We start from the raw sequence: 15,138 nt of genomic DNA on the forward strand, positions 1-15,138 counted from the left end.
GCCAACGGATGCGATGGCGCAGGGCCTGCTCCACCGGCTCGCCGTTGACCACTGCATGAAATGCCTGCAGGGCACGGGGGCGGTCTTCCATGGGCACCAGTTCGAGGTAGTCCAGGTCGTTGGGCAGTGGGTGGTGCGGATCGAAGCCGAACAGTGCCTGGGTGCCGCGCGACCAGCTGATCTGCCCGGTCTCGACATCCCAGAACCAGGCACCCAGGCGCGCACCGTTGAGTGCCGCCAGCAGTTGCGGGGCGTTTTCCCAGGTTTGCTCCGATTCCTGAGGGTCCGCCGCATGAATTCGGGGCATGCGCGGAAAACGGTTTGCTGATTTGGGCATCGATACCAGACCTTTGGCAGATAACGCGTCCTTGAGCGGGCAGGCTTGCCCGGATGCTACCTCAGTGGTTCAAGGGGCTTGCTTGGCTGTCGAGCAGTGCCATAAAGGCCCTGGCGGCATTCGATAACGTTCGCTCGGTGTGCAGAATGTAGCCTAGCTGGCGCGACAGCTGTATGCCCGGCAAGGCGATGGGCGCAACCTGCTCATCGAGCATAGTACGTGGCAACACACTCCATGCCAGGCCGATGGAAACCATCATCTTGATAGTTTCCAGGTAGTTGGTGCTCATGGCGATGTTCGGGGCCAGGCCCTGGGCTTCGAACAGGCGTTGGACAATATGGTGTGTGAAGGTGTTGCCGCCGGGAAAAACCGCCGGATGGTGGGCAATGTCGGCCAGGCTCACCGCGCCCTTGCGCGCCAGTGGATGCTCGGGGGCGGCGACGAAGTCCAGCGGGTCGTCCCATACCGGCACGGCGCGTACCAGGTGGTGGGGCTCCGGGGCCAGGGTGATTACGGCAATTTCCGCTCGGCCATGGAGGATTTCTTCGTAAGCTACTTCTGAATCGAGAAACTGGATGTCCAGCGCCACCGCCGGGTACTGGCGGGTAAAGGCTCTTAATAGCGGTGGCAGGCGGTGCAGGCCGATGTGATGGCTGGTGGCCAGGGTCAGGCGCCCGCTGACTTCACCGGTGAGGTTGCTCAGGGCCCGGCGGGTGTCGTCCAGCACATTGAGTATCTGGTAGGCGCGCGGCAGCAAGGCGCGGCCGGCCTCGGTCAGGTTGACCTCGCGGCCCAGGCGGTCGAACAGGCGCACATCCAGCTGCTGCTCAAGGCCGGCGATGCGTTTGCTGATCGCCGGCTGGGTCAGGTGCAGGCGTTCGCCGGCCCCGGAAAAGCTGCCGGTCTCGGCGATCGCGATAAAGGCATTGAGGTTGGCCAGGTCCACTACTCGAATTCCTTTTGGTTATCCAAAGCATAAAAATTATGAATTTGAGTTATTCAATCTACCGGCATAGCATCGTCCGTACAAGCCAAGGGGTTATTGGCATAGAAAGACGCTGATGAGGAACAGTCTGATGGCCGGCAAAACGCTTTACGACAAGCTCTGGGATTCGCATTTGGTCAAGCAGCGCGACGATGGTTCGGCGCTGATCTACATCGACCGTCACATCATTCACGAAGTGACGTCGCCGCAAGCCTTCGAAGGCCTGCGCCTGGCCAATCGCAAACCCTGGCGCATCGATGCCAACATCGCCACGCCTGATCACAACGTGCCCACCACTCCTGAGCGCAAGGGCGGTATCGACGCCATTGTCGACCAGGTTTCGCGTTTGCAGGTTCAGACCCTCGATGAAAACTGCGACGAGTATGGCATCGTCGAATTCAAGATGAATGACGTGCGTCAGGGCATCGTCCACGTCATCGGCCCGGAGCAGGGCGCGACCTTGCCGGGCATGACCGTGGTCTGCGGCGATTCGCACACCTCGACCCACGGTGCCTTCGGCGCCCTGGCCCACGGTATCGGCACCTCCGAGGTCGAGCACGTGCTCGCGACCCAGTGCCTGGTGGCCAAGAAAATGAAGAACATGCTGGTGCGCGTCGAAGGCAAATTGCCGTTCGGCGTCACTGCCAAGGACATCGTCCTCGCCGTGATCGGCAAGATCGGTACCGCAGGCGGCAACGGCCATGCCATGGAATTTGCCGGCAGCGCCATTCGCGAGTTGTCGGTCGAAGGCCGCATGACCATCTGCAACATGTCCATCGAAGCCGGTGCCCGGGTTGGCCTGGTGGCTACCGATGAAAAAACCGTCGAGTACGTCAAGGGCCGCCCGTATGCGCCCAAAGGCGAGCAGTGGGCACAAGCGGTCGAAGCCTGGAAAGACCTGGTGTCCGACGCCGATGCGGTGTTCGACACAGTGATCGAGCTGGACGCTGCGCAGATCAAGCCGCAGGTCAGCTGGGGCACCTCGCCGGAGATGGTCCTGGCCGTCGACCAGCACGTGCCGGACCCGGCTGCCGAAGCCGACCTGGTCAAGCGTGGCTCGATCGAACGGGCCTTGAAGTACATGGGCTTGAGCGCCAACCAGGCGATCACCGACATCCAGCTTGACCGGGTGTTCATCGGCTCCTGCACCAACTCGCGCATCGAAGACCTGCGCGCCGCCGCCGAAATCGCCAAGGGCCGCAAGGTGGCCGCGACCATCAAGCAGGCGATCGTGGTGCCTGGCTCGGGCCTGGTCAAAGCCCAGGCGGAAAAAGAAGGCCTGGACAAGATTTTCCTCGAAGCGGGCTTTGAGTGGCGTGAACCGGGTTGCTCGATGTGCCTGGCGATGAACCCCGACCGCCTGGAGAGTGGCGAGCATTGCGCCTCCACCTCCAATCGCAACTTTGAAGGGCGCCAGGGTGCCGGTGGTCGTACCCACCTGGTGAGCCCGGCAATGGCCGCCGCCGCCGCCGTTACCGGCCGTTTTATCGATGTACGTGAGTTGATCCAAGGGAGCGCAGCATGAAAGCCTTTACCCAGCACACTGGCCTTGTCGCGCCATTGGACCGTGCCAACGTCGACACCGACCAGATCATTCCCAAGCAATTCTTGAAGTCGATCAAGCGCACCGGCTTTGGCCCCAACCTGTTCGATGAATGGCGCTACCTGGATGTCGGCCAGCCGTACCAGGACAACAGCAAGCGCCCGCAGAACCCGGATTTCATACTCAACCACGCGCGTTACCAGGGGGCCAGCGTATTGCTCGCCCGCGAGAACTTCGGTTGCGGTTCGAGCCGCGAGCATGCGCCCTGGGCCCTGGAAGAATACGGCTTTCGCAGCATCATCGCGCCGAGCTACGCCGACATCTTCTTCAACAACAGCTTCAAGAACGGCTTGCTGCCGATCATCCTCAGCGAGCAAGAGGTCGATGAGCTGTTCAAGCAGGTCGAAGCCGAGCCTGGCTACCAGTTGAACGTGGACTTGCAGGCGCAGACCGTGACCCGCCCGGACGGCAAGGTGCTGAGCTTCGAGATCGACGCGTTTCGCAAGCACTGCCTGCTCAACGGCCTGGATGACATCGGCCTGACCTTGCAGGACGGCGATGCGATCGCCGCCTTTGAAGCCAAGCATCGGGCTAGCCAGCCCTGGTTGTTTCGTGACGTCTGACTAATACGGTGAACCGGCTGACGCCATCGCCGGCAAGACTGGCTCCCACAGGTGCTGTGAGCACCACAGCCTGTGTGGGAGCTGGCGTTGCCAGCGATGAGGCCAAGGAGATCGCAATGACCAGCACCACCCATAAGGACGTCGTCCAGCGCCAGTTCGGCGAACAGGCCAGTGCCTACCTGAGCAGCGCCGTGCATGCCCAGGGCAGTGAGTTTGCCTTGTTGCAGGCCGAACTTGCCGGCCAAGGCCGCGCACGCCTGCTGGACCTTGGCTGTGGCGCCGGCCATGTGAGTTTCCACGTTGCCCCGCTGGTGCGTGAAGTGGTGGCCTATGACCTGTCGCAGCAGATGCTCGACGTGGTTGCCGCCGCAGCTGCCGAACGCGGCTTCGAGAACATCGTTACCGAGCGCGGCGCCGCCGAGCGTCTGCCGTTCGCCGATGCTTCCTTCGATTTCGTCTTCAGCCGCTACTCGGCGCACCACTGGAGCGACCTCGGCCTGGCCTTGCGTGAAGTGCGCCGGGTGCTCAAGCCGGGTGGCGTGGCGGCCTTCATCGACGTGATGTCGCCGGGCAGCCCGCTGCTCGACACCTACCTGCAGAGCGTCGAAGTGCTGCGCGATACCAGCCATGTGCGCGATTATTCGGCCAGCGAATGGCTGCAACAGGTCAGCGAAGCCGGCCTCTTCACCCGCAGCCACAGCCGCCAGCGCCTGCGCCTGGAGTACAGCTCCTGGGTCGAGCGCATGCGCACCCCTGAAGTGATGCGTGGCGCCATTCGCCAATTGCAGCAGGCGATGGGCGAAGAAGTACGGCAGTATTACCAGATTGAAGCCGACGGCTCGTTCAGCACCGATGTCGTGGTGCTCTGGGCCGAACGCTAGGTTTTTTCCGGCAGGCCAACAGGGCGTGCCGCTTGAATTGAATAGAGGAAAGCATGAGCAAGCGGATTCTGATTCTTCCAGGTGATGGCATTGGTCCGGAAATCATGGCCGAGGCGGTCAAGGTTCTGGAGCTGGCCAACGACAAGTTCCAGCTCGGCTTCAGCCTGGAGCACGACGTGATCGGTGGCGCCGCCATCGACAAGCACGGCGTACCCCTGGCCGACGAGACCCTGGCTCGTGCACGCAAGGCCGATGCAGTGCTGCTCGGCGCCGTTGGCGGGCCGAAGTGGGACAAGATCGAGCGCGACATTCGCCCCGAGCGCGGCCTGCTGAAGATCCGTTCACAACTGGGCCTGTTCGCCAACCTGCGCCCGGCGATCCTCTACCCGCAACTGGCCGACGCCTCGTCGCTCAAGCCGGAAATCGTCGCGGGCCTGGACATCCTCATCGTTCGTGAGCTGACCGGCGGCATCTACTTCGGCGCGCCACGCGGCACCCGCGAGCTGCAAGGCGGTGAGCGCCAGGCCTACGACACCCTGCCGTACAGCGAAAGCGAAATCCGCCGTATCGCCCGGGTCGGTTTCGACATGGCCCGCGTGCGCGGCAAGAAGCTCTGCTCGGTGGACAAGGCCAACGTCCTGGCTTCCAGCCAGCTGTGGCGCGAGATCGTCGAGGAAGTGGCCAAGGACTACCCGGATGTCGAGCTCAGCCACATGTACGTCGACAACGCCGCCATGCAACTGGTGCGTGCACCCAAGCAGTTCGATGTGATGGTCACCGACAACATGTTCGGCGACATCCTGTCGGATGAAGCTTCCATGCTCACCGGCTCCATTGGCATGCTGCCATCAGCGTCGCTGGATGCCGACAACAAAGGCATGTACGAGCCTTGCCACGGCTCGGCACCGGACATCGCCGGCCAGGGCATTGCCAACCCGTTGGCGACCATTCTTTCGGTGTCGATGATGCTGCGCTACAGCTTCAACCAGCAGGCGGCAGCCGAAGCCATTGAAAAGGCCGTCAGCCTGGTGTTGGATCAGGGGCTGCGCACCGGCGACATCTGGTCGGCCGGTTGCAGCAAGGTAGGTACGCAGGAAATGGGCGACGCAGTAGTCGCAGCGCTGCGGAATCTGTAATCTCTCGGGCCCGCTGCTGTTTTTCCTTGTGAAGCAGCGGCCCACTTTTTAGCAAAGGTGTAGTTGCGATGAAACGTGTAGGTCTGATCGGTTGGCGCGGTATGGTCGGTTCCGTGCTCATGCAGCGGATGCTGGAAGAGCAGGATTTTGATCTGATCGAGCCGGTGTTCTTCACCACCTCCAACGTCGGTGGCCAGGGTCCGGCAGTGGGCAAGGATATTGCTCCGCTCAAGGACGCTTACAGCATTGAAGAGCTCAAGACCCTCGATGTGATCCTGACCTGTCAGGGCGGCGACTACACCAACGAAGTCTTCCCCAAGCTGCGCGAAGCCGGCTGGCAGGGCTACTGGATCGACGCCGCCTCCAGCCTGCGCATGCAGGATGACGCGGTCATCGTCCTCGACCCGGTCAACCGCAAGGTCATCGACCAGCAGCTCGACGCGGGCACCAAGAACTACATCGGCGGCAACTGCACCGTCAGCCTGATGCTGATGGGCCTGGGCGGCCTGTTCGAAGCGGGCCTGGTCGAGTGGATGAGCGCCATGACCTATCAGGCAGCCTCCGGCGCCGGCGCGCAGAACATGCGTGAGCTGATCCGCCAGATGGGTGCCACCCACGCCGCCGTGGCCGATGACCTGGCCAACCCGGCCAGCGCCATCCTCGACATCGACCGCAAGGTCGCCGAGGCCATGCGCAGTGAAGCCTACCCGACCGAGAACTTCGGTGTGCCGCTGGCTGGCAGCCTGATCCCGTGGATCGACAAGGAACTGCCTAACGGCCAGAGCCGTGAAGAGTGGAAGGCCCAGGCCGAGACCAACAAGATCCTCGGCCGCTTCAAGAGCCCGATCCCGGTCGACGGTATTTGCGTGCGCATCGGCGCCATGCGTTGCCACAGCCAGGCGCTGACCATCAAGCTGAACAAGGACGTGCCGATCGCCGACATCGAAGGCATGATCAGCCAGCACAACCCTTGGGTGAAACTGGTGCCGAACCAGCGTGAAATCAGCATGCAGGAGCTCAGCCCGACCAACGTCACTGGGACGCTGAACATCCCGGTGGGTCGCCTGCGCAAGCTGAACATGGGCTCCCAGTACCTGGGCGCCTTCACCGTCGGTGACCAGCTGCTGTGGGGTGCGGCCGAGCCGCTGCGGCGCATGCTGCGGATCCTGCTGGAGCGTTGATTGCTACGCAGCGTTGAATCAAAGCCCGTGCTGGAAACAGCGCGGGCTTTTTTGCTTTTCATGGGGCCGCTATGAGGCCTCTCGTGGGAGCTGGCGTTGCCAGCGATGGGCTGCGCAGCAGCCCCAATACAGCCTTGCACAAGACTGCAAGGGCAAATCCAAGTAAAGTGCCGCTCCCGCCGTTCCAGCAGAGGATTTTTCCATGAGCCAGCCTATTGATATCGCCGTCATCGGTGCCACCGGTACAGTCGGTGAGACCCTTGTACAAATTCTGGATGAATGCGATTTCCCGGTCGGCACCCTGCACCTGCTGGCCAGCAACGAATCGGCGGGCAGCGGCGTGATGTTTCGCAGCAAGAGCCTGCGCGTGCGCGAGGTCGACAGCTTCGACTTCAGCAAGGTCAAGCTGGCTTTCTTTGCCGCCGGCCCGGCGGTGACCCGCAGCTTCGCGCCACGGGCGCAGGCGGCCGGTTGTGCGGTGATCGACCTGTCCGGCGGCCTGCCGGCCGAACAGGCGCCGGCGGTGGTGCCAGAAGCCAACCCGGCGGTGCTCGACAACCTCAAGGCGCCGCTGCAACTGAGTAGCCCAAGCGCCGCCGCGATCGCCCTGGCGGTCACCTTGGCGCCACTCAAGGGCTTGCTGGAGCTTGAGCGCATCAACGTTACCGCGTGCCTGGCAGTCTCGGCCCAAGGGCGCGAGGCGGTCAACGAGCTGGCCCGGCAGACTGCCGAGCTGCTCAATGCCCGGCCGCTGGAGCCACGCTTCTTCGACCGGCAGATGGCCTTCAACCTGCTGGCCCAGGTCGGCGCCAGCGATGCCGAAGGCCATGGCGCCCTGGAGCGCCGCCTGGTCAGCGAGTTGCGCGAGGTGCTCGGCTTGCCTTCACTGAAGATTTCCGTGAGCTGCGTTCAAGTCCCGGTGTTTTTCGGCGATAGCTACAGTGTGTCCGTGCAAAGCCGTACGCCGGTCGACCTGGCGGCGGTCAACGCCGCGCTGGAAGCCGCTGACAGCATCGAGCTGGTGGAGGAGGGCGATTATCCGACGCCAGTGGGTGACGCAGTGGGCCAGGACGTGGTCTATGTTGGACGGGTACGCGGTGGAATCGACGAGGCTGAGCAGCTCAACCTCTGGCTGACCACCGACAATGTGCGCAAAGGCGCGGCCCTGAACGCGGTCCAGCTGGCGCAATTGTTGATAAAAGGCCTTGTGTAAAAGATACTTGCCGACAATTTGCCCCACTTGTTCTCGGTTGCCGGGGAAGGTTCATTCAAAGGAAGAGGTCATGCTTCGAATTCGCAAACTGGTCTTAGCAATTGCCGCGGCGTCGGCGCTGTCGTCCGGTATGGCGCATGCCCTCGGGTTGGGCGAGCTGACGTTGAAGTCAGCGCAGAACCAACCCCTGGATGCCGAGATCGAACTGCTCGATGTCCGCGACCTGACGGCGGCTGAAGTGGCGCCGAGCCTGGCGCCGCCCGAGGAGTTCGCCAAGGCCGGTGTCGAGCGCCAGGCGTTTCTCAATGACCTGACCTTCACCACGGTGATCAACCCCAACGGCAAGAGCGTGTTGCGGGTGACCTCGAGCCAACCGCTGCCAGCGCCGATGGTCAAGTTCCTGGTTCAAGTCATGTGGCCGAGCGGTCGACTGCTGCGCGACTACAGCGTGCTGGTCGACCCGGCCAAGTTCAACACACCGGCCGGGCAACCGGCGCCGGCGGGCGTTGCACCTGCGGTGACGGCAGCCAACTACACCACCGTGCGTCGCGATACCCTGTGGGAAATCGCCTCGAAAGCCCGTCAGGGTGGTTCGGTGCAGCAGACGATGCTGGCCATCCAGGCGTTGAACCCGGATGCCTTCATCAACGGCAACATCAACCTGCTGAAAACCGGCCAGGTCCTGCGCCTGCCCGATCAGCAGCAGATCACCAGTATTCCTCAGGCCCAGGCCGTCACCGAAGTCGCCGAGCAGTACGCTGCCTGGCGCGAAGGCCGGCGCCTGGGCCCGCGTGCGCGCCAGCTCGACGCCACCCGGCGCAGCGGCACCGAGGCGGCGCCGGCGCGCATCGCCAATCAGGACAACCTCAAGCTGGTCGCGCCCGGCAGCAAGGCCGCCGCGGGCAGCAAAGGCCTCAGCGACAAATTGGCCATGGCCCAGGAAAGCCTGGACACCAGCCGTCGCGACAATGAAGAACTCAAAGGCCGCATGGCCGACCTGCAGAGCCAACTGGACAAACTGCAGCGCCTGATTGCGCTGAAGAACGACCAGTTGGCCAAGCTCGAGGCCCAGGGCGCCGCAGATGCCGCTGCGCCTGAAGCCGCCGCGACCCAGCCACCGGCGATCTCTGCCGAGCTGCAACCGGCCCCGGCACCTGCGCAGCCAGCAGTCACGCCAGCGCCGGCAGCGGTCGATACCGCACCGGTTGACCCGGCGCAGCCTGCGGTCGCCGAACAGGCGCCGGCCGATTCGAACAAAATGCTCGACGATCTGCTCGGCAACCCATTGCTGCTGGCGCTGATTGCCGGCTCCGCGGTGTTGGTGCTGTTGCTTTTGCTGCTGTTGCTGGCCCGCAAGCGCAAGGCCGACCAGGAAGCGGAAAAACACCTGCGCATGGCCCGGGCCCTGGCGGAGGAGGGCGAGCGCGCTGCAGACCTGGACCTGCCGCCAAGCAGCTTTGAAGGCCTGGACGTGGTGCCGCCGAGCGTTACCCTGGCGCCGGCAGTGGTGGCCGCGTCTGCTGCTGCGGCGACAGCCGCCGCATTGCCTGCCGAAGAGCCTGCGCCTGAACCTGCGCAAGCTGCGCCGAGCACACCGGTGCAAGGCCCGATTGCCGCGCCGCTGGTTGCCCCGGCGGCCAGTGCTGCGGCACCGACCGGCGATACCTTGCTCGACGAAGTGGAGCTGAACATCGCCCGTGGCCGCCTCAATCACGCCGCCGAGCTACTGGAGCCCGCGGTTGCCGCCGCGCCGGAGCGCAGCGACCTGCGCTTGAAGCTGATGGAAGTCTACGCCCGTCAGGGCGACCGGGATGGCTTTGTCGGCCACGAGCGCCAGTTGATCGCCACCGGCCAGAACCATGCCGATGTCGAAGCCCTGAAAAACCGCTTCCCGGCCATGCTGGCAGTCGCTGGCGCAGGTGTCAGTGCTGCGGCGCTGGCGGCCGAACTGGACGCCCAGTACGTCCAGGAGCTGCTGCAGGACGAAGCGCTTGCCGAGCCGGTTGCTGAAGTCGAGCCTGTGCTCGAGGCCGAGCCGGTCGTTGAGCCTGAGGCTGCCGTTGAGGAGCCGCTGGCGGATCTTGAGCCGTTGCCTGAAGACGACCTGGACAGCGCTTTCGACCTGAGCCTGGAGGAAGATCTGCAAGGCCTGGAACTGGACGAACCGGCACTGCTCGATGAGCCTTCGCTGGCCGTTGAAGAGCCGCAGGTGGCAGAAGTCGCGGGCGAAACCAGCCCCGCTCAACCCGACTTCGACGCCTTGCTGGAAGAGCATCTTGCCCAGCCTGAGCAGGCCCTGGACGACCTGGCCGATTTTGACCTCGATGTCGCCAGCGACGAGCCTGCGCCACAGCCGAGCAGCGAGAACGTCGATGTCGCCGCCGAGCTGGCGGCGTTCGATGAAACCATGCCGGAGTTCGACCCGCTGAGCGAGCTGGACCTGCCGGAAGACTTCGACCTGTCGCTGTCGCTGGACGACTCGGAGGCGGACAAGCACTTTGCCTCGGAGCTCGATGACGTCAATGCCGAACTCGACAAGTTGTCGCAAAGCCTTGAGCAGCCATCGATCGAAGCGCACTTCACTGAAGCGGACGCCGCCTTGAGCGACGACCTGGACGATGATTTCGACTACCTCGGCGGTGCCGACGAAGTGGCCACCAAGCTTGACCTGGCCCGGGCCTATATCGACATGGGCGACCATGACGGCGCCCGCGACATCCTCGATGAAGTGCGCAAGGACGGCAGCGATGCCCAGCGCCAGGAAGCCGACGAGCTGCTCTCGCGCCTGGTCTGAGTTCAGCCTGTGTACCGCCGACGGCAGCCCAAGTGGCTGCCGTTGTCGTTATAATTACCGCCATCTGCTAAACCAACAGGCTGTATCCCTTGGAAATCATTGATAACGCGGCTGCCGAAGTGGCGGCCGAAGGCTTCTTTCGTATTGCTTTGGGCGTTGAGTACAAAGGCTCGCGCTACCGCGGCTGGCAGCGCCAGGCCAGTGGCGTGGCGAGCGTGCAGCAAACCCTGGAAGAAGCCTTGTCGCGGGTGGCTGATTCGCCGGTCACCCTGCACTGCGCCGGGCGCACCGATGCGGGCGTGCATGCCTGTGGCCAGGTGGTGCATTTCGACACCCAGGCGGTGCGCAGCATGAAGGGCTGGACCATGGGCGCCAATATCAACCTGCCCCATGACATCAGCGTGTCCTGGGCCAAGGAAATGCCCGCGCACTTCCATGCGCGCTTCAAGGCCATCGCCCGGCGTTACCGCTATGTGATCTACAACGACCAGATCCGCCCGGCGCACCTGGGCGAAGAGGTGACCTGGAACCACCGGCCGCTGGACGTCGAGCGCATGGCCCTGGCCGCCGAGTACCTGGTCGGCACCCACGACTTCAGCGCCTTTCGCGCTGGCCAGTGCCAGGCCAAGTCGCCGATCAAGAATCTTCATCACCTGCGCGTTACCCGCCACGGCCAGATGATTGTCCTCGACATCCGCGCCAGTGCCTTCCTCCACCATATGGTGCGCAACATTGCCGGCGTGCTGATGACCATCGGCGCCGGCGAGCGTCCGCCGGAGTGGGCCAGGGAAGTGCTGGAAAGCCGCGAGCGGCGCGCCGGCGGGGTGACCGCGCATCCGTACGGGCTGTACCTGGTGCAGGTCGAGTACCACGACGAGTTCGAGCTGCCCGAGCGTTACATTGGCCCACACTTCCTGACCGGCTATGAGACATTGACAGGCTGACGGCCCGCAAGCCATTTGCTAACATCCGGGACTTTCCGCTTTCTGCTGAGGTTCACAGGTCATGAGCGCCGTTCGCAGCAAAATCTGCGGCATTACCCGCATCGAGGATGCGCTGGCCGCAGCCGAGGCGGGTGCCGATGCCATCGGCCTGGTGTTCTATGCCAAAAGCCCGCGGGCGGTCAGTGTGCAGCAGGCGCGGGCGATCATCGCCGCACTGCCGCCGTTCGTCACCACGGTGGGTCTGTTCGTCAACGCCAGCCGCTGTGAGCTGACGGAAATCCTCGAAGCGGTGCCGCTGGACCTGCTGCAGTTTCATGGCGATGAAACCCCGGCCGAGTGCGCAGGTCTCAACCGCCCATGGATCAAGGCATTGCGGGTGCGCCCGGGCGACGACCTGGAGGCCAGCTGCAAGCTCTACAGCGGTGCCAGCGGTATTCTTCTCGATACCTACGTGGCCGGCGTGCCAGGCGGTACCGGCGAGGCCTTCGACTGGTCGCTGGTGCCTGCGCAACTGAGCAAGCCGATCATCCTCGCCGGTGGCTTGTCGCCTGAGAACGTGGCGCACGCCATCCAGCAGGTGCGGCCTTACGCGGTGGATGTCAGCGGGGGCGTGGAGCAGGCCAAGGGCATCAAGGACCCGGCACGGATCGAGGCATTTATCCGTGCGGTCAAGCAGGCGTGAAATCGCTGCATGCTGCGGATGTGACGGCTGGCCGCGCGCCATCGTCCATAGCTTTCGCAGCCAGGTGCTGCCGGATCGCGCCCATGGGCCGGTCGAAATTACCGGGTGACGCCACTGGCGTCGCCCTTACAGGTTGACGATGGTGCGGTATCGGGGTGGCTCTCTGCAGGCGGGCGCCGGAGCCGGACCATCATCGCGTCATACACGAATTGAGCTCAAGGGCATACGCGCGAGCTGGCAGCCATAGCCTGCCGGTCGCCGCTACTGGAGAAAGAAAGCATGAGCAACTGGTTAGTAGACAAACTGATCCCTTCGATCATGCGTTCCGAGGTGAAGAAGAGTTCGGTCCCTGAAGGTCTGTGGCACAAGTGCCCGTCCTGCGAGGCCGTGCTGTATCGTCCGGAGCTGGAAAAGACCCTGGATGTCTGCCCTAAGTGCAACCATCACATGCGTATTGGCGCCCGCGCCCGTATCGACATTTTCCTCGACGCCGAAGGCCGTGTTGAGCTGGGTGCCGACCTGGAACCGGTCGATCGCCTGAAGTTCCGCGATGGCAAGAAGTACAAGGACCGCCTGACTGCCGCGCAGAAGCAGACCGGCGAAAAAGACGCGCTGATCTCCATGAGCGGTACCCTGCTGGGCATGCCGGTCGTGGTCAGTGCCTTCGAATTCTCCTTCATGGGGGGCTCCATGGGCGCCATCGTCGGCGAGCGTTTCGTGCGTGCCGCCAACTATGCCCTGGAACACCGCTGCCCGATGGTCTGCTTCTCGGCCTCCGGTGGTGCGCGCATGCAGGAAGCGCTGATCTCGCTGATGCAGATGGCCAAGACCTCGGCGGTACTGGCGCGCTTGCGCGAAGAAGGCATCCCGTTCATCTCGGTGCTGACCGACCCGGTCTACGGCGGCGTTTCCGCCAGCCTGGCGATGCTCGGCGACGTTATCGTCGGTGAGCCCAAGGCGCTGATCGGCTTCGCCGGCCCGCGCGTGATCGAGCAGACCGTACGCGAGAAGCTGCCAGAAGGCTTCCAGCGCAGCGAGTTCCTCCTCGAGCACGGTGCCATCGACATGATCATCCCGCGTCAGGAACTGCGTCAGCGCCTGGGCAGCTTGCTGGCGCAAATGATGGGCCTGCCGACGCCGAAGTTCGTCGCTCCAGTGAGCGAGCCGCTCGTCGTTCCGCCGGCGCCTGCCACCGTATGACCCAACGTACCCTTGGCGACTGGCTCGCCTATCTCGAGCAGTTGCATCCGTCGGCCATCGACATGGGCCTGGAGCGTTCGCAACAGGTCGCTGCGCGGCTCGGGCTGGGCCAGCCGGCGCCACGGGTAATCACCGTGACCGGCACCAACGGCAAGGGCTCGACCTGCGCCTTCATGGCCGCGTTACTGCGCGCCCAGGGTCTCAAGGTCGGGGTCTACAGCTCGCCGCACCTGCTGCGTTACAACGAGCGGGTGCAGATCGACGGCGCTGAAGCCGGCGATGAGCAGCTGTGCGAAGCCTTTGCCGCCGTCGAGGCGGCCCGTGGCGAAATTACCCTGACCTACTTCGAAGCCGGCACCCTGGCGGCGTTCTGGCTCTTCAAGCAGGCGGCGCTGGACGCCGTGGTGCTCGAAGTCGGCCTGGGCGGGCGCCTGGATACCGTCAATATCGTCGATGCCGACCTGGCGCTGGTGACCAGCATCGGTGTCGATCATAGCGATTACCTGGGGGATACCCGCGAGTCGGTAGCCTTCGAGAAGGCCGGGATTTTCCGCGCAGGCAAGCCGGCCCTGTGCGGCGACCTCAATCCGCCACAGCCCTTGCTGGACAAGGCTCGCGCCTTGCACAGCCCGCTGTTCCTGCGTGGCCGCGACTTCGACCTGGCCAGCACCGACCAGTTCTGGCAGTGGCGCGGGGTCGATGCCCGCGGCGAGGTGGTCGAGTTGCAGGACCTGCCGTTACTCGACCTGCCGATGGAAAACGCCGCGTTGGCGCTGCAGGCCTACCTGTTGCTCGACCTGCCGTGGGATGCCGGGCAAATCGCCGCGGCCCTGCGCAGTACACGCATGGTCGGCCGCCTTGATCGCCGGGCCTTTACCTGGCAAGGCAAAGCGTTGACTATCCTCATGGATGTCGGGCACAACCCGCATGCTGCCGAGTACCTGGCTCAGCGCCTGGCCGCCCGGCCGCTGCCGGGCAAGCGCCTGGCGGTGTTCGGTCTGCTCGCCGACAAGGACCTCGAGGGTGTGCTCAAGCCGCTGCAGCAACAGGTTCAGGCCTGGGCCGTGGCGCCGCTGGATACCGCCCGCAGCCGGCCGGTCGCCGAGCTGCACGCGGCGCTGACGAACCTTGGCGCTGCGGTGCAGTCTTACGCCAGTGTCGCTGCCGCTCTGGAAGGGCAGTGCGCGCAGGCAACGGCGGATGATGAAATCCTGCTGTTCGGATCATTTTTCTGTGTCGGCGAAGCCTTGCAGTGGCTCGACCGGCAGGCCACGGAGGACGGGGCAAATGGCATTGCTGGATAAAGTGGTCAAGCAACGCATGGTCGGGGCGCTGGTGCTGGTGGCACTGGCGGTGATCTTCCTGCCGATGCTGTTCTCCCGCGAAGATGAAATGCGCCAGGTGCGCGTCGAAGCCCCTGAGGCGCCGGCTGCACCGACCCTGCCGCAAGTGCAGGTGGAGCCGGTGCAGGTGCCGGAGCCGCAGGTATTGCCTGAGGAGCCCGTCATCGTCGAGCAGTCCGCTGCCCCGGCGCAGGCGCCCAGCGCGCCAATTGCCCCGGTGCCAAGTGCCACGCCGGCGCCAACCCCGGCCCCGGCTGTACCGGCTGGGGGCGCACA

The 15,138-nt window shown here is 64.1% G+C and carries 13 protein-coding genes and 1 pseudogene; 12 read left to right on the forward strand and 2 right to left on the reverse strand.

Annotated features, from left to right (window positions below):
* Together UW3_RS29580 and UW3_RS0114655 are read right to left on the reverse strand one after the other, a co-directional pair.
* The coding region (locus tag UW3_RS29580; protein WP_010223250.1) for a PAS domain-containing protein at positions 1–337 on the reverse strand (337 nt) is incomplete at its 3' end.
* Between the two features lie 61 nt (positions 338–398).
* A complete protein-coding gene (locus UW3_RS0114655; protein ID WP_010223251.1) occupies positions 399–1,283 on the reverse strand; it encodes a LysR family transcriptional regulator in 885 nt (294 codons plus the stop codon).
* A gap of 130 nt (positions 1,284–1,413) precedes the next feature.
* Here UW3_RS0114655 and leuC point away from each other — a divergent pair, with 130 nt between their 5' ends.
* From leuC to UW3_RS29585, 12 genes and pseudogenes are all read left to right on the forward strand, one after another.
* Entirely contained in the window at positions 1,414–2,847 is a 1,434-nt protein-coding gene (leuC, locus tag UW3_RS0114660; protein ID WP_010223252.1) for a 3-isopropylmalate dehydratase large subunit, read from the forward strand.
* Positions 2,844–3,488, forward strand: a complete 645-nt coding sequence (leuD, locus tag UW3_RS0114665) for a 3-isopropylmalate dehydratase small subunit (protein ID WP_010223253.1) — start codon at positions 2,844–2,846, stop codon at positions 3,486–3,488. Before leuC ends, leuD begins: the two co-directional genes overlap by 4 nt.
* Before the next feature lie 116 nt (positions 3,489–3,604).
* A complete protein-coding gene (locus UW3_RS0114670) occupies positions 3,605–4,369 on the forward strand; it encodes a class I SAM-dependent methyltransferase (protein WP_010223254.1) in 765 nt (254 codons plus the stop codon).
* A 53-nt stretch (positions 4,370–4,422) separates the two neighbouring features.
* A complete protein-coding gene (gene leuB, locus UW3_RS0114675) occupies positions 4,423–5,505 on the forward strand; it encodes a 3-isopropylmalate dehydrogenase (RefSeq protein ID WP_010223255.1) in 1,083 nt (360 codons plus the stop codon).
* Between the two features lie 68 nt (positions 5,506–5,573).
* Positions 5,574–6,686: an aspartate-semialdehyde dehydrogenase gene (asd, locus tag UW3_RS0114680; RefSeq protein ID WP_010223256.1), complete on the forward strand. Its 1,113-nt coding sequence runs from the start codon at positions 5,574–5,576 to the stop codon at positions 6,684–6,686.
* Between the two features lie 202 nt (positions 6,687–6,888).
* Positions 6,889–7,899 carry an aspartate-semialdehyde dehydrogenase gene (locus tag UW3_RS0114685; protein WP_010223257.1) on the forward strand — a complete coding sequence of 337 codons (1,011 nt, stop codon included), beginning with the start codon at positions 6,889–6,891 and terminating at the stop codon, positions 7,897–7,899.
* 70 nt (positions 7,900–7,969) lie between these two features.
* Positions 7,970–10,693 carry a motility hub landmark protein FimV gene (locus tag UW3_RS0114690; protein WP_010223258.1) on the forward strand — a complete coding sequence of 908 codons (2,724 nt, stop codon included), beginning with the start codon at positions 7,970–7,972 and terminating at the stop codon, positions 10,691–10,693.
* Positions 10,694–10,812: 119 nt separating this feature from the next.
* Positions 10,813–11,637 (forward strand): tRNA pseudouridine(38-40) synthase TruA, encoded by an 825-nt coding sequence (truA, locus tag UW3_RS0114695; protein WP_010223259.1) that lies wholly within the window; start codon positions 10,813–10,815, stop codon positions 11,635–11,637.
* 61 nt (positions 11,638–11,698) lie between these two features.
* Complete coding sequence (locus UW3_RS0114700; protein ID WP_010223260.1) at positions 11,699–12,319, forward strand: phosphoribosylanthranilate isomerase; 621 nt, start codon at positions 11,699–11,701, stop codon at positions 12,317–12,319.
* Between the two features lie 279 nt (positions 12,320–12,598).
* Positions 12,599–13,519 (forward strand): acetyl-CoA carboxylase, carboxyltransferase subunit beta, encoded by a 921-nt coding sequence (accD, locus tag UW3_RS0114705; protein WP_010223261.1) that lies wholly within the window; start codon positions 12,599–12,601, stop codon positions 13,517–13,519.
* Positions 13,516–14,823, forward strand: a complete 1,308-nt coding sequence (folC, locus tag UW3_RS0114710) for a bifunctional tetrahydrofolate synthase/dihydrofolate synthase (protein WP_010223262.1) — start codon at positions 13,516–13,518, stop codon at positions 14,821–14,823. The genes accD and folC overlap by 4 nt, the downstream gene beginning before the upstream one ends.
* A pseudogene (locus UW3_RS29585) lies at positions 14,807–15,138 on the forward strand (SPOR domain-containing protein); the annotation flags it as partial. The gene folC and the pseudogene UW3_RS29585, both read left to right, overlap by 17 nt.

This window comes from Pseudomonas donghuensis (assembly GCF_000259195.1).
In the GTDB taxonomy this organism is placed as follows: Bacteria; Pseudomonadota; Gammaproteobacteria; order Pseudomonadales; family Pseudomonadaceae; genus Aquipseudomonas; species Aquipseudomonas donghuensis.